At 61.1% G+C, this 20,734-nt stretch carries 23 protein-coding genes; 6 read left to right on the top strand and 17 right to left on the bottom strand.

Features of this window, described 5'->3' with window-relative positions:
• Nucleotides 1–93: 93 nt before the first annotated feature.
• Nucleotides 94–1,152 (bottom strand): class I SAM-dependent methyltransferase, encoded by a 1,059-nt coding sequence (locus Q8R61_RS07655; RefSeq protein WP_305535879.1) that lies wholly within the window; start codon nt 1,150–1,152, stop codon nt 94–96.
• Nucleotides 1,153–1,267: 115 nt separating this feature from the next.
• Here Q8R61_RS07655 and Q8R61_RS07660 point away from each other — a divergent pair, with 115 nt between their 5' ends.
• Together Q8R61_RS07660 and Q8R61_RS07665 are read left to right on the top strand one after the other, a co-directional pair.
• Complete coding sequence (locus Q8R61_RS07660) at nt 1,268–2,305, top strand: GlxA family transcriptional regulator (protein ID WP_305535881.1); 1,038 nt, start codon at nt 1,268–1,270, stop codon at nt 2,303–2,305.
• Between the two features lie 142 nt (nt 2,306–2,447).
• Entirely contained in the window at nt 2,448–2,735 is a 288-nt protein-coding gene (locus tag Q8R61_RS07665) for a hypothetical protein (protein WP_305535883.1), read from the top strand.
• Between the two features lie 8 nt (nt 2,736–2,743).
• Here the strand turns inward: Q8R61_RS07665 and Q8R61_RS07670 are convergent, their stop codons facing one another.
• The 5 genes from Q8R61_RS07670 to Q8R61_RS07690 form a co-directional block, all read right to left on the bottom strand.
• The gene (locus tag Q8R61_RS07670; RefSeq protein WP_305535885.1) at nt 2,744–3,352 is read right to left on the bottom strand and encodes a YceI family protein; all 609 of its coding nucleotides are present in this window, start codon (nt 3,350–3,352) and stop codon (nt 2,744–2,746) included.
• 78 nt (nt 3,353–3,430) lie between these two features.
• Nucleotides 3,431–3,970 carry a GNAT family N-acetyltransferase gene (locus Q8R61_RS07675; protein ID WP_305535887.1) on the bottom strand — a complete coding sequence of 180 codons (540 nt, stop codon included), beginning with the start codon at nt 3,968–3,970 and terminating at the stop codon, nt 3,431–3,433.
• A complete protein-coding gene (locus Q8R61_RS07680; RefSeq protein WP_305535889.1) occupies nt 3,967–5,061 on the bottom strand; it encodes an RNA methyltransferase in 1,095 nt (364 codons plus the stop codon). The genes Q8R61_RS07675 and Q8R61_RS07680 overlap by 4 nt, the downstream gene beginning before the upstream one ends.
• A gap of 297 nt (nt 5,062–5,358) precedes the next feature.
• A complete protein-coding gene (ppk2, locus tag Q8R61_RS07685; protein WP_305535891.1) occupies nt 5,359–6,519 on the bottom strand; it encodes a polyphosphate kinase 2 in 1,161 nt (386 codons plus the stop codon).
• Nucleotides 6,520–6,763: 244 nt separating this feature from the next.
• Entirely contained in the window at nt 6,764–7,312 is a 549-nt protein-coding gene (locus Q8R61_RS07690; RefSeq protein ID WP_305535893.1) for a DUF4410 domain-containing protein, read from the bottom strand.
• 175 nt (nt 7,313–7,487) lie between these two features.
• Between Q8R61_RS07690 and Q8R61_RS07695 the strand changes: the two genes are divergently transcribed.
• Nucleotides 7,488–7,799, top strand: coding sequence for a hypothetical protein (locus Q8R61_RS07695; protein WP_305535895.1), 312 nt, complete (start codon nt 7,488–7,490; stop codon nt 7,797–7,799).
• Between the two features lie 25 nt (nt 7,800–7,824).
• On the top strand, nt 7,825–8,064 hold the full coding sequence (locus tag Q8R61_RS07700; protein ID WP_305535897.1) for a hypothetical protein: 240 nt from the start codon (nt 7,825–7,827) through the stop codon (nt 8,062–8,064).
• A gap of 340 nt (nt 8,065–8,404) precedes the next feature.
• On the opposite strand, the gene Q8R61_RS07705 is transcribed toward Q8R61_RS07700, so the two are convergent.
• A complete protein-coding gene (locus Q8R61_RS07705; RefSeq protein WP_305535899.1) occupies nt 8,405–8,593 on the bottom strand; it encodes a Thivi_2564 family membrane protein in 189 nt (62 codons plus the stop codon).
• 201 nt (nt 8,594–8,794) lie between these two features.
• Between Q8R61_RS07705 and Q8R61_RS07710 the strand changes: the two genes are divergently transcribed.
• Nucleotides 8,795–9,151, top strand: a complete 357-nt coding sequence (locus tag Q8R61_RS07710; protein ID WP_305535901.1) for a hypothetical protein — start codon at nt 8,795–8,797, stop codon at nt 9,149–9,151.
• Between the two features lie 159 nt (nt 9,152–9,310).
• Here the strand turns inward: Q8R61_RS07710 and Q8R61_RS07715 are convergent, their stop codons facing one another.
• The 4 genes from Q8R61_RS07715 to Q8R61_RS07730 form a co-directional block, all read right to left on the bottom strand.
• Nucleotides 9,311–9,877: a PEP-CTERM sorting domain-containing protein gene (locus Q8R61_RS07715; protein ID WP_305535903.1), complete on the bottom strand. Its 567-nt coding sequence runs from the start codon at nt 9,875–9,877 to the stop codon at nt 9,311–9,313.
• Between the two features lie 413 nt (nt 9,878–10,290).
• The gene (locus tag Q8R61_RS07720) at nt 10,291–11,265 is read right to left on the bottom strand and encodes a phosphoribulokinase (RefSeq protein ID WP_305535905.1); all 975 of its coding nucleotides are present in this window, start codon (nt 11,263–11,265) and stop codon (nt 10,291–10,293) included.
• 269 nt (nt 11,266–11,534) lie between these two features.
• Nucleotides 11,535–11,792 carry a hypothetical protein gene (locus Q8R61_RS07725; RefSeq protein ID WP_305535907.1) on the bottom strand — a complete coding sequence of 86 codons (258 nt, stop codon included), beginning with the start codon at nt 11,790–11,792 and terminating at the stop codon, nt 11,535–11,537.
• Between the two features lie 179 nt (nt 11,793–11,971).
• Nucleotides 11,972–13,018 (bottom strand): hypothetical protein, encoded by a 1,047-nt coding sequence (locus Q8R61_RS07730; protein WP_305535909.1) that lies wholly within the window; start codon nt 13,016–13,018, stop codon nt 11,972–11,974.
• Nucleotides 13,019–13,431: 413 nt separating this feature from the next.
• Here Q8R61_RS07730 and Q8R61_RS07735 point away from each other — a divergent pair, with 413 nt between their 5' ends.
• Nucleotides 13,432–14,640, top strand: coding sequence for a diguanylate cyclase (locus Q8R61_RS07735; RefSeq protein ID WP_305535911.1), 1,209 nt, complete (start codon nt 13,432–13,434; stop codon nt 14,638–14,640).
• A gap of 113 nt (nt 14,641–14,753) precedes the next feature.
• Here Q8R61_RS07735 and Q8R61_RS07740 read toward each other — a convergent pair whose 3' ends face one another.
• The 6 genes from Q8R61_RS07740 to Q8R61_RS07765 all read right to left on the bottom strand — a co-directional run.
• Nucleotides 14,754–15,893 (bottom strand): PEP-CTERM sorting domain-containing protein, encoded by a 1,140-nt coding sequence (locus tag Q8R61_RS07740; RefSeq protein ID WP_305535913.1) that lies wholly within the window; start codon nt 15,891–15,893, stop codon nt 14,754–14,756.
• A 368-nt stretch (nt 15,894–16,261) separates the two neighbouring features.
• Nucleotides 16,262–17,500, bottom strand: coding sequence for a hypothetical protein (locus Q8R61_RS07745; RefSeq protein ID WP_305535915.1), 1,239 nt, complete (start codon nt 17,498–17,500; stop codon nt 16,262–16,264).
• A gap of 165 nt (nt 17,501–17,665) precedes the next feature.
• Nucleotides 17,666–18,238, bottom strand: coding sequence for a hypothetical protein (locus tag Q8R61_RS07750; protein WP_305535917.1), 573 nt, complete (start codon nt 18,236–18,238; stop codon nt 17,666–17,668).
• A gap of 167 nt (nt 18,239–18,405) precedes the next feature.
• Nucleotides 18,406–18,954 carry a dihydrofolate reductase family protein gene (locus tag Q8R61_RS07755; RefSeq protein ID WP_305535919.1) on the bottom strand — a complete coding sequence of 183 codons (549 nt, stop codon included), beginning with the start codon at nt 18,952–18,954 and terminating at the stop codon, nt 18,406–18,408.
• Nucleotides 18,955–19,076: 122 nt separating this feature from the next.
• Complete coding sequence (locus Q8R61_RS07760; RefSeq protein WP_305535921.1) at nt 19,077–19,607, bottom strand: hypothetical protein; 531 nt, start codon at nt 19,605–19,607, stop codon at nt 19,077–19,079.
• Between the two features lie 73 nt (nt 19,608–19,680).
• Nucleotides 19,681–20,734, bottom strand: a 1,054-nt coding sequence (locus tag Q8R61_RS07765; protein ID WP_305535923.1) for a lipopolysaccharide assembly protein LapB, incomplete at its 5' end; no start/stop codon positions are given.

A 20,734-nucleotide genomic window follows, 5' to 3' on the forward strand; every position in this document is an offset into this window, starting at 1 on the left:
CCGTCGAAACGCACCCGCTTTTTTCTGCAATCGAACGGTCACATCATTCGAAGTTGACCCCTTTCTTTGAATTACCGCCTGGGCCCACCGCGGTCAGTGGCGCGCCTCAAGAACCAGGTTGAACGGCGTCTGCACGGCGCGCCGGAATCGCGAGAATCCGCTGGCGCGCGCCAGGTCTCCCAGTCGCGCCTCGCCGGCCTGCGCGCCAAGCACGTGCGTGCCGTTCTCGGAGATGGCATGCGCGCAGCACAGCGTGGTGGACGCGGCGTAATACAGGCGGCCGACCGGATTGATGTTGTCCTCGACCCGGTCCTGCGCGTAGGGCTCGACCAGCATGACGGTCCCTTCGGACGCGAGTGCCTCGGCGGCGTGACGCAAGGCGCGATCGGGGTGCCCCATGTCGTGCAGGCAGTCGAAGAAGCAAATCAGATCGTAGTGCTGCGACGGATAGTCGGCGGCGTTCGCCTGCACGAAGCTCACGCGGTCGGCGACGCCGGCCTGCTCGGCGTGGCGCCGGGCCGCCTCGATCGAGCCCGCGTGCACGTCGAAGCCCCAGAAGCGGGAATCCGGGAAGGCCTGGGCCATGATCACGGTGGAGTGGCCGTGGCCGCAGCCGACGTCCGCCACACGCGCGCCGCGCTGCAGCTTATCGGTCACGCCGTCGAGCGCGGGCAGCCATTCCTGGACGAGGCTGCTCTGGTAGGCGTTGCGGTAGAACGCTGCGACGCCGCAGTAGAGACGTTCATCGTGCGCGCCCCAGGCGATGCCCTTGCCGCTCCTGAACGCGTCGATCGCCTTGTGCTCGTCGAACCACATCGACGCCGGCACCTGCCAGGCGCTGGGAATGAATACCGGACTCGTGTCGTCGGCAAGGACCATCGCCTGCTCGGCGGTGAGCTCGTAGGTTTCGCTCGAGGGATGATAGACGACGTAGCCGCCTGCCGCCTGCGCGTTGAGCCATTCGCGCACGTAGCGCTCAGCGCAGTCGCTGCGCCGGGCGACTTCGGCCGAGCTGAGCGGGCCTGCGTCCGCCATGGCGCGGTACAGGCCGAGCTTGTCGCCGAGGCTGATCATGACGCCGCCATAGCCGGCGGACAGATCGCCCACGGCGACGTTGAGGATGGTTTCGAGCTTGCGTGGATCGATGTTCATGGACTAGCCTCCAGTCGGTTAACGCCCAGCTGCGCCGGGAACACCTGCAGAATGCCCACATCCGCCCGCGGAGTTGAGAGCGCAACGAGACAATACCGGTTCATACATGCCAGCCATGCCCGATGCCATGCCGCCGCTTCGTGTCAGCCTGATCGCCCTCCCCGAGGGAGCGATCTCGACCCTGCACGGCCTCTATGACGTGCTGAGCGCATTCGAGTTGCTCGCCGGCTTCGACGCCGCGATCCCGACCGCGCCGCCGTTTCGCGTTGAAATCGTCGGCGCGGCAGCCGGGCCCGTCAGGCTCGCCAGCGGCCTCACCGCCCACGCGCATCGCGGGATCGCCGACGTCGCCGAGACCGACATCGTGATCGTGCCGTCGGTCGTGCTGCCTGCCGGCGGCTGGCAGCCGGGCCGCTACCCCGAGCTGGTCGAGTGGCTCGCGCGGGCGCACGCGCGCGGCGCGCACCTCTGCTCGGCGTGCTCGGGCGTGTTCCTGCTCGCCGAAACCGGGCTGTTCGATGGCCGCGACGCGACCGTCCACTGGGCCTATGCATCCGCATTTCATTCGGTATTTCCCGACGTCCGCCTGTTTCCCGAGCGTGCGTTGGTGGCCGCGGGCGAGCGCAGCGAGCTTGTCACCTCCGGCGCCTCGATGTCATGGCACGACCTCGTGCTCTACCTGATCGCGCGCCACGTCGGTCCCACCGCCGCGCAGGCCATGGCGAAGTTCTTCGCGCTGCAATGGCATCGCGACGGGCTCGGCCCCTACGTGGTGTTCGAGGGACGGCGCGACCACGGCGACGCCGCGGTGCTCGCCGCGCAGGACTGGCTGGAGAAGCACTACCCGGTCGCGGCCCCGGTGGAGGAGATGGTGCGCCGCTCGGGCATCGCCGAACGCACGTTCAAGCGCCGCTTCACCGAGGCGACCGGACTTGCGCCGCTGCCCTATGTCCAGCAGCTGCGCGTGGCGGAAGCGAAGCGTCGGCTGGAGCGCACGCGCGAGGCGGTGGACGAGATCGGCTGGCGGGTCGGCTACGAGGATCCCGCCTTCTTTCGCCGCCTGTTCAAGCGCATCACCGGCGTATCGCCGGCGGGCTACCGCCGCCAGTTCCAGATCCCCTTGTTCGACGCCGACGGTCCGCGGCGCCGATAACGCGCCGCCGCCTGCGCCAACAGCCGAAGCGGCCCAGCCATTCCGGAACAAACGCCGCGGCACACGGGTCGCATTTTCAGATGGGTGGCTGCCACTTAAGGTGCGAGGCAACACGCCCAGCCAACCTGAAAGGATGTGTCAAATGATCCAGAACCCAACGTCGCAGCAAGACCGGCCGCTGCCCGATCCCGCCCTGGCCACTGCCAGCCCGCAGGAGATTCTTCACCACCCCGCGCTCACGCGGAAAGAAAAAATCGAGCTGCTGCGCTCCCGGCAGTACGACGCCGCCGAAATCGCGGTCGCCGAAGAAGAAGGCATGCAGGGACCGGAAAACGAGCCGATGCGGGACATCCTCCTCGCGCTGGCCCAGCTGGAGGAACCCGAGTCCGACGAGCCGGTGGCGCCCACCAAACAGCATGGCCATTCCTGACCCACAAGTCAGCCATCTGCCCGGGCTTCCCGGGCTTGCAGCATCCCGGCGATCCGCTGCATATCGGATTCGAGGATGGCCTCGGCGTCCAGGGTGATCGCAATCTCGTCGCCGACGACCCATCCGCCGCGGTCCAGTGGCGCGTTCCAGCTCACGCCGAAGTCATGGCGATTGATCGTCGTGGTGGCGACGAAGCCGATGCGCAGCGTCGGTCCCAGATCCCGGTCGCCGTCCCAGTAAGGGCATTGCCAGCGGCCCAGATAGCGGGTGGCGAGGACGACCGGGCGGGTCACACCCCGGAGGACAAGATCCCCCGTCACCTGGAAATCGGCTTCGCCCGTGCAGCGCACCCCAGTGCTGCGAAAGACGATGTCCGGGTATGCCGCCACATTCAGGAAGTCCGCATCGCGCAGGTGCGCATCGCGTTCGTCGTCCCCGGTCCAGATTTCCGCTGCATCGATCGTCGCCTGGACCGCAGCGCCCCCCGCCGGATTGTCGGGGTCGAAGTCGATGCTGCCTTGCACGTTCTTGAACTGGCCGCGCATCTGCGAAACCATCATATGCCGCACCGCAAACGTCGCGGCGGAATGTCCGGGTTCGAATATCCATCTGGCCATGTTCGATCCTCCTTCCCCAGGCGCCCAGCCCTGACCGGCTCCCAGTATAGGCATCGCAGGGAAAGTGGAAACGAAGGCTTATCGAAAAACCGGGGGCTGGCCCGTCGTGTTCTCCGCTTGGAATCCTTCGTGGAAAGTGACTGTGCCCTGCGGAGCGTGCCCGTCGAACGACAGCGCGAAGAAAACCTCCGGCGGCACGCCCTCAAGCACCAGCCCCGGCAGGTGGGTGAACCCGAATTTCCGGTAGTAATCCGGATGCCCCACCAGACAACATCCTTGCGCATTGATGGCTTTCAGCCGCGCCAGTCCTTCCCGGATCAGGGCTGTGCCCACGCCTTGCCGCTGGTACGCCGGCAACACCGAAACCGGCCCCAGGCCGTACCAGTTCTGGGTGCCATCCGAAATCGTCACGGGAGAGAACGCAATATGCCCGATCACCCGGCCCTCCACTTCTGCGACGAGCGAAACCGTTAAGACTCCGGCGGCGCGTAGTGCCGCGACGATGTACTGCTCCGTGTGATTGCTGATTTCCAGGGTCTCGAACGCGGCGACGGTCACCTCGGTGATCGCGCTCACATCGGCAGCGGTTTCGTTCCGGATAAGGCTCTTCGGATTCATGGCGTTGCTGTTTCTCGTTCTTGCGGGTCAAGTTTCAATAAAGCCAACGGCCATGCGGCGCCGGTGGGTGGGAAAGCGGCCGCCGCGCCCAGCGCCCGCGCCCGCAACTGTCCGCAGCCGCCCTCGACATCCTGTCCCGCGGAGTGGCGCAGCTTGGTCAGGATGCCGCGCACATGCAGACGGCGCGCCATCTCGGCCGCGCGCTCCCAGCTCGGGCGACGGAAATCGAAGCCGTCTACACCCTCGACGCTGTTATAGGGAATCAAATTCATCACCGCGTACTTGCCGGCCAGCAGGCGGGCGATACCTTCCAGCTCGGCCTCGGTGTCGTTGATGCCTTCGAGCAGCGTCCACTGATACTGGATCGGGTAGCCGGTACGGCGGGCATAGGCCTCGCCCAGCTCGGCCAGTTCGGCCGGCGCGATGTCGGGCGCCTTCGGCAACAGGCGCCGACGCAATTCATGATCCGTGGTGTGCAGCGAGAGTGCCAGCGCAGGCTTCACCGTGCACTGCGGCAGGCGCTCGAACACACGCCGGTCGCCGACGGTGGAAAAGACCAGGTTCTTGTGGCCGATGCCGCCTTCCACCCCCAGCAACTCGATGGCCTCCAGCACGTTGTCCAGATTGTGGGCCGGCTCGCCCATGCCCATGAACACCACTTTCTTCACCGGGCGACGACTGCGCGCCAGCACCACCTGGGCGACGATCTCCGCGCTGGAGAGCTGGCGCAACAAGCCGGCGCGGCCGGTCATGCAGAACACGCAGCCCACCGCACAGCCGACCTGGGTCGACACGCACACGCCGTCGCGCGGCAGCAGCACGCTTTCCACCGTCTGGCCATCCGCCAGCGCCACCAGCAGGCGGGACGAGCCATCGTCACCGGCGTGTTCGGAATGCACCCGCGCCAGGCCGCGCAATTCGTCGAAAAGATCCGGCACATCATTACGCAGCGCCAGCGGCAGAAAGTCCTCGGCGCGCCGTCGCTTGGTGTCGAGCGAGCGCCCCTGAACCCACGCCCGCAGCACGCGCCCCTCGTGGCAGGGTGCAGCGCCCAGATCGCGTAGTCGTTGTCGGAGTTGGGAGAGTCGCATGGCGGGCGCGATGGTAGCACGGGGGGTGCGGCTGGCTGCAGAGCGGCTTGGCCGCCGACGGCCCTGTGTTAATGGAGGACCTGGCCCTGGCGTTTTGCGTGTACTGCGCCTGGGTGGCAGGCGCGGCGGCTCAGGGCGCCAGACCCGTCCGGCTATAAGCAGGCTGCGTCGATGCGATCTGCGGTATGGCGGCCGACGAGGCGAGCCGCGAGCGCCACAGGTTGACGTCGATCCGGCCACCGCCGGGTTCGGATGAGCCCTTCTGCTGATTACATTTGAGCGTGCACGGCCGCTGCCTCACAGCAGCGGGTTTGCCTGATGCTCTCCGCGCTCGTACACCACGTGCGCACGGCCGACCAGCAGCAGATCCAGCGAACCGATGCGCGAAACGTCTTTGTTGGTGTAGGGCAGGCGATGCAGGATGTAGCGCATGGCATTGAGCCGTGCGCGCTTCTTGTCGTCCGACTTGATCACCGTCCACGGCGAGTCGGCCGTGTCGGTATAGAAGAACATCGCCTCCTTGGCCTTGGTGTAGTCGTCCCACTTGTCGAGTGAGGCCAGGTCGATCGGCGACAACTTCCATTGCTTGAGCGGATGCACCTTGCGCTCCTTGAAGCGGCGGCGCTGCTCCTCGCGGCTCACCGAGAACCAGAACTTGATCAGGTGCACGCCGCTACGCACCAGGTTGCGTTCGAACTCGGGCGCCTGGCGCATGAACTCCAGGTATTCCTCCTGATTGCAGAAGCCCATCACCCGTTCCACCCCGGCGCGGTTGTACCAGGAGCGGTCGAACAGCGCGATCTCGCCCGCCGTCGGCAGATGCTGGACGTAGCGCTGGAAATACCACTGGCCACGTTCCATCTCGCTCGGCTTTTCCAGCGCGACCACGTGCGCCCCGCGTGGATTCAGGTGCTCCATGAAGCGCTTGATGGCGCCGCCCTTGCCTGCAGCGTCGCGGCCCTCGAACAGGATCACCACCTTCTGCCCGGTTTCCTTCACCCAGGCCTGAAGCTTGAGCAGTTCCACCTGGAGTTGATATTTCTGCTCCTCGTAACGCTTGCGCGACATCAGGTTCTTGTAGGGATAGCCGCCCTCACGCCAGTCTTCGGCCAGCTCGCCATCCGGATCGGACGAAGCGCCAGGCCGGCCGAGCGGCGGCTTGGCGAGCAGCGCATTGCGCAACACCTCCGCGTCTTCCGGCGACGCGCCGGCGAGAATGGCCTTCAGCGACTCGATCATTTCGGGACTGCCGTTGCTCGTCCCGCTGAGAATATCCTGCACCGCCACCACCTTGGACTCCTGCGCGGCGCTCACCGCCTCGTCCACGGTGAAGGTTTCCACCCCCTTGCGGGTGTGGATCGGCGAAATATCGCCCTTGGCGGCGATGCGGGGCTTGGCGTTGCGGCTGCGTGCCGAAGACCGTTTGGCGGGCGTGGGGGCGGAAGGCTTGGTAGTCAAATCAGTGTCCTGTCGAAGTCATTGATGAGAAGGCGGCAAGGCCCGCGCACAGTCGTCGCGGCCGCTTGCCATGCGCGCCCAATATTAGGACTCACATATCTCATTAAAGACCAATTTCGGACTTTGTGGAAGCGCCGAGTGAGCGACGCCCGGTAACCCCAATACGGTGCGGACCTTGCCACAACCCGCACCAATAAAAATGGCCAGCGTAGGCTGGCCATTTTTATTGGTGCTGATCGAGCGCCTAACGTTGCGACACGACCGGTTGCTGTTGTTTGGTGAGTTCCTTGACGGTCTCTTCGGCGAACTTTTCATACAGCCAGCTCATGCGCGTGCCGTCCTGCCCACCCGCGATCCCGCCCAGGGCGTAGGATGTAGACACCACGAAGCGATCAAGCTCCTTACCCGCTGCATCCGTCAGCACAATCTCACCCTCAATCGAATCCGAGCCGGCCATGAACCCCCACATGATCGCGGAGAAATTCGAACGAACGCGCATGTCCTTGACCACCACTTCGAGCTTGGGCAGCTGGCTGTCGGCTGAAGCACTGATCAGTGAGCGTGAATCCAGCGCCCGTTTGACATGACTGAGCAGCTCATCCGGGTTGAATTTCAGATTCTCCAGTGCCTTCTCCTTGGCCGAGGCCGACATGGAGAGAGATACCGAAGCGAACTGGCTATACGCCGGCGCACTCATCTTCTCAGCCGACATGTTCGGTGCACGGGTCACACCCGATGCACACCCTGCAAGAATGAATGCAGCCGCAATCACAGACAACAGTTTCTTGTTCATTACCACCCCCTATTGATTGAATTGATTTTGAATATTATCGATGGACACCCAGAGGTGTCCGCCCGGATTTTCACCGAGAAACGCCAAAGTGAAAAGGCGCTTTAACATGGGGCTGCGGTGGTGGCGGTGGCTGGGGAGCTCTGAGGGCTCTGGGGAGCTGCCCCAGTTTTCAGACATGGCTTACACGGAAGTCGGACGATCCTTCGCCGACAATCGCCGTTTTAATCGGCATCATTCAACTGCCGTTATCAATTCTGGGCAATGGAATATCGCGCGGGCGCAGCGCATCGATACTTCCAGGGACATGAGAGAAATGGATGACTCACAGCGGGGACTGCTACTGACCTTGTGCAATGAATTCCAGAAATTCGGTGCGGTCATGGCCTTGAGACATATCTGTCACCTCAAGGGTCGAGATGCAGATTGTCTGCCCAATCCGGTTGAAGAAGCCAACGCTATCGGACCTGAATCCCGTCCACACCAGTAGCTTTCACCTTTAGGGATGGCGAGCCATGATCGGACACCTCGATAAATTGCCCTACGCGATCGCGAAAGGCTTTCTCGACCAAACAGAGGACGCGCAAGCCTTGCCGTTTTTATTGGAGATCGAGCCATTCATGGAGGAGCAAGCGTGGCTGGCGCTCCTCAATTCGACCTGGCCGCGCATCAAGAACGCGGATGACTATCGAGACGCGCTGCTCCAAACGCCCTACGGCCAGTATGTGGATGAAAAGCCGCGCCGAAAAAAATAGATTGCCGTGTAGACCCCCCCAAATAAATTGAAGTGGCAGGCTTGCCTATGCACGCTGACGGGTTAGGTCTTGGCTTTTGTGGCCGGAGGCAAGACCTGACTCCATAGTTCAGAGAGGCTTGGCGACTTCTGCTCTTTATGCTCTTTACTTAACCCAAGTCATCGCCCAACTACCGGACATGACCCGTTGCGTGTCGCCACGATGTCGCTGCGCCCAGGCGTTCTCAAACAAACGGGGCCAGACTTCAATTCCCGCCGGTCCAGAAATCAGGCGTATCTGACTCCATTTATTTGGAGGGCATCACTTCACCTGCTGGCGACCGCACCCCTCTCGGGATGCGTCAGCCAATACGAACGTTGCCCAGCGAACCGATGACGCCGAATACCTGCAGTAGCCATATAACGACAACAATGACGACGACAATATTCAGGATCTGTTTAATCTTTCGGTCCATGGGAATAAAGCTGTTAACGAGCCAAAGCAGCACGCCAACCACAATCAAGACGATGACCAAGTTAATCAGGGGCATATAGATTCTCCGGTGGGGTTATCAATCACAAGGGCAGCGGCCGAAGCGAATAGTCGAGCGTGCTGATCCCCTTGCGTACACTTATCATGGTAGGCAATTCCGATCGGCTCTTCTGTACGACAGCGAACATAGCTAGGCAACTGCGCAGCGGCAGACAGTCGTATATAAGCTTGTATCGCCATCTTTGATCCGGGAAAACGCATGATCCTTGCCGCAATCGTTTTGTTTTGTCTGGCGGCGGTGCTTGGCCTGTGGCTCGTGGTTCTGGGCGTGCGCTATCGGCGGGGCTCTCGGGCTCTGGCGGCGGGGCACGCCGGCTTCGCCCTGCTGGGCCTGATCCTGTTGGGAACGCATATTTTCAGCAGTCCCGTGCATATGTTGTACAACAATGCGGCGCTGCTGTTTATTCTGGCGCTGTTCGGCGGGTTGGTTCTTCTGGCCCTGCGCATCGGCAATCGCGAACATCGCTCGCCACCGCCGATGATGGGCGTCAGCCTCCACGCGGGCATGGCCCTATTGGCGCTGCTGCTGTTGGTGTGGGGGTACACGCATCCCTGACCCCGGAATTCCCAGGATTCCCTGACAGCGAAATGAATTCGAGCCGGGCCCGTTTGATTCGCTTTCATTCGTGCAAAACAAAACCCCGCCTCAGGGGCGGGGTTTGTCAACACACTGCAAGCAGACTTACGCCTTGCTGGTGGTACGGTACCGGATCTTTTAGCAGGCCTTGGATTTGCGCTTTGAAAGCATCAGGCCAGCGATACCGAGCCCCAGCAGGGCCAGCGTTCCAGGTTCTGGAATTTGTGCGCCTCGCACAACCAACTGGTCGGCAAAGCCGGCCGCACCGGGCAGCCCGGCCCAAGGACCGAAAGGCTGACCTTGCCCATCCTGCCAATCGCAATGGCGATACGAATTGCTGAAATAAGGCGTCGCACATGCCGCTGCGCCGGTCAGAGAGGCATTGACAGCTTGAAATGAGGCCCCGCTAACCGGATCACTTCCCCCCAGCGGAACGTTGGCGCCCACGAACATGAAATCCGTTGCATCGGGCGCGAGCAGCAGTTCTTCCAGAGTAGGAAGGCGCCACCCCAACGTGCTCTGGTAAGAAAGGTCCAGGCCAGAGCTGGCAGGAAGCGGGAATGCCCAGGCCCAGTCAAGTCCGTTTGAAACAATATAGGTGTTGGTCGGCAAGGGGGCATTGATAAATGCCGCCTGAACATTTCCCGAAATAACTGCGCTAACAAGCAACGCACGGATAAGCGCTTTCTTGGTTTTTGTTTCCATTTGGTGGCTCCCTTTTGATAAAAGACGAGCTTTACCAAGCAAAAGCCGGGCCCGAATAGTAACCAATTGTTTTTAAACGGTATTAATCGTTACACCTCCCCGAATTGTAAAAAAGTCCGACAAAGATCGGGGACGCGGCCCTAATTCATGGGGCTAGAGTAAAACCCGCCCCTAAAATCGGTTCACACATTTCTGGAGGCCTCGGGCGAGCTACGTTGACGTGATCGGAGGTTAGATACCGCCTTGAACTGCAGCTCCGAATCATGGCGAAATTTGCATCAAACGGTTTACCTGATTTCACGACTCCATCGAGCAGATGCGCAAGCTTGCGCATCGCAGCCTCCACTGACACCTTCGGCGCCAGGCCATTCGGGACGCGTGACGGGGTCAGGTCTGACCCCACCCCTGTACCCCTAATCGCGCGCGGACGCGTTGGTGACTTCGCGCTCCGGTGCGGCCCCGCGCGCCTCCATGAACCTGGCCAGAATCGGACCACAAATCATGCCGAGGGCTAGGCGCAGGTCATTGTTGGGAACCACCATCGTGGTCGGGCGCGACATGTACGCGTCGGGAATGCGCCTGAGCAACTCGGGAAAATCATGGCGCTCGCGGTCGCGAAAGTGGATGATGCACAGCGATTCGTCGGCCAGCGGCACGTCGCGCGCAATGAACGGGTCGGAGGTATCCACCAGCGGCATGCGCTGGATATTGATATCGGTCAGGCCGAACTGGGGGACGATGTAATGGATGTAGTCGTCCATGCGACGCAGGATGGTTTCCACCGATTCTTCAGGCGTGCACGTGCCATTTTTGCAGTCGCGGTGGACCTTCTGTATCCACTCCAGGTTGATGGCCGGCACCACGCCGATCAGCAGGTCCACATGCTGGGCCACATCGGTGCCCTGGCGTCCCACGCGCCGATCTATTTCCGGCGGAAAGTGGCGCGACTCGACTTTACGGCGCGTCCAGGAATTGGCCATCAGACCGCCATGCTGTCCCTCATAAAACAAGAGATCGCTGCCCGGCTGCAGCGGCGCCCAGGGGGTGAACTCGCCCGCCTGCACGCCCAATTCCTTGCCGTGCTCGGCCGTGTGCGCATACTGGCGAACCACCCCGCTGCCGCATTCGCCATAGGTCCTGAAAAACGATTCCAGCTCCTGGAAATGATTGCACTCGGGCCCGAACCACGAAATCTTGCGGCCGCTGCCCCGCGCTTCCTCCAGCAAGGCGGCGAACTGCCGATCGGTATAACGCCGGAAACCGTCGCCGTGAACGATCGCGGGCTTGATGTTCTGGCGCTCGAAAATGAACTTGAACGCGTGGCGTATCGTGGACAGGCCCGCGCCGGACGAGCCGGTCACGGCGATGATGGGATGCTGCTGGGACATGGTCGGTTATTCCCCCAGATTGGCCAGAAGGCCGCGGAGCAGGAAGTTTAACCCGGCGCATCTCGCGAAGAACAGAATCCGAACATCGCGAGACCCGAGACCCGTCAAGCGCGTGGCGTCCATTCGAGCCCTGCCCCTTGGTTCACTGCCCGATTGTTACCTCAACAGCGGTTGCCCTGCGGACACTGTTGGATCTGATCCATTTCGAAGCGGCGGACATCGGCGCGAAATCCATTCGAGCCTGTCCCTTTGATGCGCTTTGATTCAGGTCAGTCAACGGTTCCCCGGATGGCCTTCAACCGTGCACGCTCTTCCTTCAAGCGCGCCTGCACTTCAGCGTTGATTCTGACGAACTCCAGACTCAACACCTTGCCCTCTGCCACGGTGATCTCTTTGTTGCGGCCGGCAAGGATGGTTTTAACCATCACATCGCGCTGCGCCTCGGGGGTTGAGGCCGCGCGCAGTTGATGGAGCAGATCGGTCACCTGGGGGTTTTCAGAGGCGAGGGCTGATTCTTTTTTGGCCATGGTCGTATTGTCCTGTAGCTCGATTGCGGTCAGGGGCGACCGATGTGGATGCGCTTGCCGCCCTGCTTCATTGGGCCAACGCATCCTACGCCTATCCATACGAATGCGTGCAATCAAGGGCAATGCGCCCGAATAGGCTGCCCCTGTGGGTTGCAGCAGGAAATGCGTGTTAACACACCCTAGCGATCCTGATAACGCTGCGCGTCCTCTCTTTTCTTCCGCTCATACTCTAGCCGGGCATCCTCCTCTTTTTGAGCCTGGTCTTGTGGCGACGTCTTGGGGACGTTGGTCCTGCCCCTCGGTTCAGGCTGGGAGCGTTGCCGCTCCAGATCTTGTTGCTGCAGCTCTTTCTGCCGTTGCAGCTCTTTCTGCTGTTGCAGCTCTTTCTGCTGTTGCAGCTCTTGCTGGCGTTGTAGCTGTTGCTGGCGCTGCAGCTCTTTCTGCCGTTGCAGCTCTTGCTGGCGTTGCTCTAGCTGGCGTTGCTCTAGCTGGCGTTGCTGCTCTAGCTGACGTTGCTCTAGCTGACGCTGCTCCTGCTGACGCTGCTCTAGCTGGCGCTGCTCTAGCTGGCGTTGCTCCTGCTGACGTTGTTCTAGCTGACGCTGCTGGTCTTGCTGCACACGCGGTTTGAAATACTGCTGCGTGACAGGCTCACGCGGCTGGTAGCGGTAATACTCGGACCGTATCGTATGCTGCTGTTCTACTGCGCGAGGATAGCGGTCGCCCGGATAATTCCGCTGGTAAGTCGGCAACGGTGCGGGAGCCGGGGCGTAGCCGCTCTCCCAACGGTCCCACCCGCTTCGACGCTGTTCCCATTCGCGACCCCAGTGATCCCCCCAACGTGGCGGTGCGTCGGCACGCCAGCCGCGGAAATACGGCGGAGGCTGGCGGTAGTAGCGAACCGGGACGCGCAGAATATAAACCGGCACATCGTAATAGCCCACCCAATCCCACGGCCCGTTGTACCAGCTGCTCGCATACCAGTTATCGCTGTAGAACACCCAATAGAGGCCGTCGTAAAAGAAGTAATTCGCATCCAAGCGGGGGGCGTAGTAGACGGGATAGCCCGGTATCAGGACAAGATCCGGGTATGTTGAAAAATGGATACCGATGCTGACACCAGGATATCCGACTGCGACATGGCTGGATGCTTGGTAGGGGGGAGCGGTATAGCAACCCTGGACAAGGGTCATCGATATCGCAATCATCAAGTAGCTCTTTTTCATTTTCTGCTCCTTCCACTCTTTAACTCAAGCCATGGTCATCGCCCAAAATCGGGCATGCCCCGTTGCGGGTTCGCCACGGTGTTGCTGCGCCCGGGCGTTCCCAGATTTGTTGTCAATGATCTTTTTGCCGTGATCATCAAGGGCAGCGGCCGAATCGAATACTCGAGCAGGCTGATCCCCCTTGAATACTCTTACCATAGTAGGTAATTACGATCGGCTCTTCTGTTCGACAGCGAACAGAGCAAGGCAACTGCAGCAGCGGCAGACAGCCGAGGGGATCCGACCAAGCGCCCAGACCTTGCAGCGCCTGCGCATGCCCGAACCATGATCCGCGCAGCTTGGCCTATATTTATCGGATAGACGCTTGTGCGCAGGCGAAATGCGCCCCGAAACCCCGACGAGGGAGCTCGCCCGTGGATCACCCTGTCCGACCCGCTACAGATCGCCAGGATCCGGCCATCCTTGTGCCGCAGATTGCGCAGAGCTTTCGTCAGCTCCCCATCTCGCTGATCGTCAACCTGGCAATCGGGCTCATTCTTGCAGCGGTTTTGTGGAACGCCGTGCCCACGCCCGTCCTGCTAAGCTGGTTGGGCTTGCTCATCGTCGTCACCGGGGCGCGATTCCTCAGCTTGCGGGCGTTCAGAAACGCCGCCCCCAGGAGCGAGTCCGATCTTGCTTTGTGGACCCAGTATTTCCTGGCAGGCGCATGCGCTGCCGGGGTGGTGTGGGGGCTGTCCGGCATTCTCCTGTTTCACCCCAGTTCCTACCCGCACCAGGTCGTTCTCGCGTTTGTGCTGGGGGGAATGGTGGCCGGCGCCGTTCCGCTGCTGTCGCCCGTGAGCCACGCCTATTGGTGCTTCGCCATTCCCATCGTGGTACCCATCAGCATCAGAATGATGTGGGCGGGCGATCCCCTCCATCTCGTCATGGGGCTGATGATGGTCATCTTCGGACTCGCCATGCTCGCCACGTCCACCCAGGTCCACCGTCTGTTTCGCGACTCGGAAAAACTGCGCCGCGAGCTGTTCTCATCCATCGAGGTGGAGCAGGCGCTGGAATATCTGATCCGTCTCGACAGTCTCACCGGCATCCCGAACAGACGGCTGTTCGAGGAAGAACTCAGCAAGGAGTGGGCAAGAGCGACACGCGACCATGCGCCGGTGTCACTCATCATGGCCGATATCGATCACTTCAAGGAATACAACGACCACTATGGACACCCGGCCGGCGACCTGTGCCTGGTGGACGTTGCGCAGGCCATGCACCACACGCTGTCCCGCCCGGGCGATGTGGTGGCCCGAATCGGCGGTGAAGAGTTTGCGTTCCTGTTGCCGCAGACGGATCTGAGCGGCGCGATATCCGTGGCGGAGCAGATACGCGAGCGCATCCTGGCCTTGAACCTTCCCCACCAAGCATCACCTGTCGCCAGCCATGTCACCCTGAGTTTCGGCGTGTCTTCGTCCGAGCTTGCTTCCGTCTCCTCGCCTGCCGAACTGATCCGCACATCCGACATCGCGCTCTATGAAGCCAAACGCTGCGGACGCAACCAGATTGTGGCCGCCCCGACATCGGCATCTGATCTGGATCGCGTGAGCAAAGCGGCGAGGATCAAGAATGTCTAGCGGCGCTTCCGAGGCTGGCTGGGATATAGAGAAGAAATGTGGTTTTGCAAGACCTGACCCCCGGTGGCGAGACCTGCCCCGGTGGCGAAATGGCGAGCCTATCGGCAGAGGTGCTATTTGGTCAGGCGACGGCGCGTGGTGCGTGCCAGAACGACAGCCAGGCCGACAGCCATCAGCAACAGGTTTGCTGGCTCAGGCACCGGCGCCAGCAGGACGGCACGATAGCCTAGCGTCGTGCTGTAGGCGCGGCCGACTATGTAGCCGTTCTCGCTGATGCCGGTGGCGTCCAGGATGCTCCAGCCGGCTCCGAGTACCGGGTCCAACTGCAAGGTCAAATCGACCAACCCGTCGTCGACGCTCCACGCGAACGCCTTGGTGCCCGACACGCCGAACACGCCCGCTGTGCCGACCACGACACCGTCGTCGTTGAGCGCATTCGCGGTCGCGGTAGAGGCACCTGGCAGCCGATCGATGGGCGTGAAGCCGGTCATCGCGTTCCAGACTGCAGCGGTGAACTCGCCGCCGCCGAGCGGAAGCTGCAGCGCGACGAGGCCGGCGTTATTGATGTCATGCGCAAAGGAGTTGCTGTTGGCGCCGATCCCGCCCATGCCCCAGGCTGCACCCAAGTTGATCGTCGCGCCATCGCTGCCCCAGACGACGGCTCGCGCGCCGTCGGCGGTCTGGCGTTCACCGACGATCGTTCCGGTCTCATTGATCCCGCGCGCAACGCTGTTTTGCGTGGCATCTGCGGGCGGCTCCAAGTCCAGTGCCCCACCGGCGGTGGTGAAGCTCGCCGCATGCACAAAACTCTGGTTACCATAGCCAGGGTGTGAAATGAATTGTCCGGATGCCTGGCCGGCAACGAGGCCTGAATGGTTGATCGCATAGGCACGCGAACTGTTCCCGCCGTTCGGAAGATCGCCCAGATCGATCATGCTTCCGCCCGGCTGCCAGAGCACGGCGCGGTAGGCACCATGGGTCGCCGACCAGGCAAACCCCGCGACCTCACCGAGATTGTTGATTGCGTTGGCGCGAGGGCTGGCACCAGGGGTGGTGGCCAACACCGTGACTCCTGTGCCAGGCTGCCACAGCAGCGCCCTTCCATCGTAGCCGGTGACCCAACCGCTATCGTTGACGCCGGTGGCGAAGAAATTCCCCAGATCGGTCACGCCGTAGCTTGGCGCAATCGCGGCCTGCGCAGTCCCGATCACGGCCAAGCCCGAGAAAAGCAGATTGCGAAGCAGTACTTTCATGGCGACACCCCTGATGACCGCGATGTGCCAGTTATAGGCAAACTCTGGCGAAGAGCAACTGGAGTTTCAGGGTCAGCAACTGCCTTCGAACCGCCGCTGTTTTTCCAGTTCTCATGCGACCCCATGCGTCCAAGGCTGGTCGTTCTGGATCATCGAGCTCAGAATCGTTAACAGCTCTCGAATACAAGCAAGCGCACATCAGGGTCAGGCATTGCAATGCAGCATCCCACTTTGACTTGCATCGATTGAAATGTGTTATTGCAAGACCTGACCCCGTGCCTGCAACGTGCCTGCAATAAAAAAGCGCACCGCAGTGCGCTTTTTTTCACAGCTCTCGTCACCTGAAACCGTGACCTGTCCCCTGTCCTTCAGCGATTCCGATAACGCTCCTCGTACTCTTTTTGCCTACGTTCATACTCTTGCTTGGACTCCTTGTCCTTCTGAACCTGGTCTTGTGGCGCAGCCTTGTCGTCCCTGGCCTTGCCCCTCGATTCAGGTTGGGAACGTTGCCTTTCAAGATCGCGTTGCTGCTGCTGCTCTTGCTGACGCTGCGGCTCCTGGCGGCGTTGCTGCTCTGGCTGACGCTGTTGCTCTTGCTGTCGCTGTTGCGGCTCTCGCTGACGCTGTTGCTCCTGGCGACGTTGCAGCTCCAGCTGTCGCTGTTGTTGCTCCAACAGACGTTGTTGATCTTGGCGGCGCTGCTGCTCTAGCTGACGCTGATCCTGCTGGCGTTGCTCCTGCTGACGCCGATCCTGCTGGCGTTGCTCCTGCTGGCGTTGCTCCTGCTGACGCTGTTCCTGCTGGCGTTGCTCTTGCTGACGTTGCTCCTGCTGACGTTGCTCTTGCTGACGTTGCTCTTGCTGACGTTGCTCTTGCTGACGTTGCTCCTGCTGACGTTGCTCTTGCTGACGTTGCTCTTGCTGACGTTGCTCCTGCTGGCGCTGGTCTCGCTGGCGTTGCTCCTGCTGGCGCTGGTCTTGCTGGCGCTGCTGATCCTGCTGCACACGCGGTCGAAAATACTGCTGCGTGACAGGCTCACGCGGCTGGTAGCGGTAATACTCGGACCGTATCGTATGCTGCTGTTCTACTGCGCGAGGATAGCGGTCGCCGGAATAATTCCGCTGGTAAGCCGGCAACGGTGCGGGCGCCGGGGCGGCGCGGTGATCCCAACGGTCCCAGCCGCTTCGACGCTGTTCCCAGTCGCGGCCCCAGCGATCTCCCCAACGCGGCGGCGCGTCGGCACGCCAGTCGCGGAAATACGACGGAGGCTGGCGGTAATAGCGAACTGGGACGCGCAGGATATAAACCGGCACCTCGTAATAACCCACCCTACCCCACGGACCGTTGTACCAACTGCTCGCATACCAGTTATCGCCCTGGAACACCCAGTAGAGGCCGTCGTAAAAGAAGTAATTCGAATTCACCCGGGGCGCGTAGTAAACGGGATAGCCCGGAATCCGGACAAGATCCGGATACGTCGAATAATGGATATCGATGCTGACATCCGAATATCCTGAGCCATAGCTGGATGGTTGGTAAGGGGGCGCGGTCGCGCAACCCTGGACAAGGGCCATCGATACCGCAATCAACACGTAGCTCTTTTTCATTTGCTGCTCCTTCCCCAGATGTGGGGTTACCGATTTGGAGACCGGGGTCAGTTCTGTCTATGCAATCCGTCAATGCAAGACCTGCCCCCAGGTTCTGACTAGGCTTTTTAGTTCAGCCTGACCCCTGTGGTTTATCGTCATCGTCCGGTGGACGCCCGACAGGATTCATAGTTGCCGGCACTGGTCCTCGCGATTTCCGTCCACGTGATTGCCGCCCCCGCGCGGCGCAGGGCGGTTCTCCTTGCATTGCAGGTTGCCGTCGACGACGTTGCCGGCGATGTACGCGCCGCCGCGATTCTGGAACACCTGGATATTGCCGCCGACGCGGTTGTCCTGCACCGCGAGCTGGTGGACGTTGTCCTCGAGCTGGATGTCGCCGCCCACGTCGACGCGGCGGATCGACGCCCCGCCGCCCTGCTTGATCTGGACATTGCCGCCAACCGACGAACGGCCTGCCACACTGACTTGGCGGGCGCCCTCCGCCTGGATATTGCCCCCGACGCGAATCGAGCGGGCCTGAAGGGTCGCACCGCGCTCGATCTTGAGGTTGCCTTCAATCCGCGTACCGTCAAGCGTGCAACGCGCACCCTCGGGCACGCGTACGTTGTCCACGGTCACCCGCGCCATCGAACCGGTGCACTGCCGTTCGTCGGCGTGCGCCGGCGCGAGCGCGAAGGCAGCGGACAAACCGAGCGCGACAGCGCCCAGGGAATGGGGAATTCGGGGAGTAGGCAGCATGGCGGAATCCTCCTGCGGCTGGAATGGCCCGGGCACATCGCCCGAGCACCACCACACTATGGGCGCGCTCTGTATCTGCAGGGTTTCAGACGCCGGCTGAATTGTTACGAAACGTAACTGCATCGCCTGTCACGGCAGACGATGGGATAGGGGCCTCCCCACCAAGCTCATCCCTTCTGCACAACGTAAGTGGACTGCACGAATCCGAACGGATAGGCCCGCGATGCCTCCAGCCGCAGCGGCACGTCGGCTGGCAAGGTGCCGAACAGCGGCCGGCCTGCGCCCAGCAGGATCGGTATGGTTGTGATCGTCAGATCGTCGATCAGCCCCTCGCGCAGAAACGACTGGATCAGCATGCCCCCGTCGACGTACAGGTGCTGGAAGCCCTGCTCCCCTGCAGCTCGCACGATCTGAGCCGGCGATTCGTCCGTGATGCGGACCTGCGGCGGCAGGTCGTCCGGAAGACCCTGGCCCGTCCTGCTGGCCACCCAAACCGGCTTGTCGGGAAACGGCCATTCGGGAAACGACAAGACCTTCTCGAACGTTCCCCTGCCCATGACAAGCAGATCCACCGTCGCCATGTGCGCCGCGTAACCGCAGTCCTCCCCGGTGGGCACCTGCTGGTTGGCTTGCTCCAGCCAGTCGATCGCACCGTCCGCGCGGGCAATGTAGCCGTCGAGCGAGGTGGCGATGAAAACGGTCGTGCGTAGTGTCATCAGTCAAGGGCGTGGATTAGCCCCGCCATTCAGTGGAACCGCCCGGAGCTGGGCGGCTTGGGGCGGTAAGGAGAAATGTGGTTTTGCAAGACCCGACCCCGATGCGCGGGCTGACGGCCAGCTCACCACTGACGATCGGCCACCAAAACTTGTTCGATCTTGGGCAATTCTTTTATTGCGTTATTCAGCAGCAAATAGCGGCAGTTTATGTCGCAATTTTCGTGCTTGGAAGCGGTGAGGAAGGTATGAATATCGCTGAGGCCGGAGTTCAGCTTGACTAGTTTATCCGCGGATTCGAAGTCACGATCGCCGTTTGAATAGCGCGCATTGCGCCCGCAGAAGGATGCGTACCCAGCATGTTTTTTTAATGAAGTGACAAGCGACGAATAAAGATCTTCTTTGCCTTGCCCCTCCGCCAACTGTGTTGATAATCCAGACTTGAGCTCGTTGTAGACGTATGCGGCAATTTTGGCGGTTGCGTTTTCGCAAGTCGTTCCGAACTGGCTAACAGCGCCTTGTCGCTCTTGCTCAATCTTGGCTTCTTTTTCCGCCTGTAGCGCTGTGCCCTTCTCGTAAACGTAATACAAACCGGCCGCGATCACCGCGATGGTCAGTGCAACTCCTCCAACCACACCGAGAATGACTTTTCTCATTTTAGATATGTCCGAAATACCCGGGTTAGCTCAGTCTGACCCCGTTTACGCGAAGCTGACCCCGTTAGCTCGTTTATCGTTTTATTCCGCCCATTCTTCTCTGTAGGCGTTCGAGATTGATGCGATTGCGTTCGTTTGCCGGATCCATGGCCAGAGCCTTCCTGTATGACGTCATGGCGCCCAGATAATCGCCCATCTGCTCTAGCGTAAAACCCAGATTCGCTTGAGCCTTGCCGTCTGCGGGATCAAGGCGAATGGCCTCGCGCAAGATGCGAGCCGCTTCATCAAACTTTCTCTGCATACCCAGTGCGGCCGCCAGATTGTTGCGGACATCCACTGTAGACGCATCCAGCCGCAAGGCTTCCCTGAATTCCGGCTCGGCTCGGTCTGGCTTGCCTTGACTCATGTAGCCCAAACCCAGATTGTTGCGAATGGCAGCTGACTTCGGGGAAGCTGCGGCGGCAGCCACATAATTTTGTACAGCGCCCTTTTCATCCCCTTGGTTAACCTTGATGTACGCCAACTGTTCGTTTGCATGCGCGTCTGTAGAATCGATCGTCAATGCGGTTTTGTAAGCCGCGATTGCCTGTCCCAGCTTGCTTTGTTTTTCGTAGGCCAAGCCCATTCCGACGTGCGGACTAGACCAGCGGGCATCGATTTGGGTGGCTTGCTGAAATGCGTCCAAAGCTTCATCGTATTTGTTCTGCTGTAACAGCGTCTCCCCCATGACCAGATATGCTGTGGCAATCGGATCACGCGATTCCCTGAGATGCCCCTCAGCATAGATCGCACTGATGGCGACCTCCTTGTCCTTGCCAAGGGCACGGACGGTATCCATTCCACCTGCAAACGGCTTGTCCCGGGTCAGAAAGATTATTCGTTTCGTTTGCGGGTCGAACAGTTCCGGCCCATCGCCAGACATGACGGAGCGAATGTGAGACCGCACGTGGAAGGCGCCGAACATGTGAGCAAACTCGTGCGAAATAACCATATCCAGCGTATTGCGCCCACCTTGCTGGCGTAGGCATCGGGTCATGACCAGTGCAGATGCGCCAAAGAAATCGCTCAGACCGCCCAGATGATCGAGGCACTGGCGTTCGAATACCCCCAGAACTGCATCGGCATGC

The organism is Thiobacillus sp. (assembly GCF_030696885.1).
In the GTDB taxonomy this organism is placed as follows: domain Bacteria; phylum Pseudomonadota; class Gammaproteobacteria; order Burkholderiales; family Thiobacillaceae; genus Thiobacillus.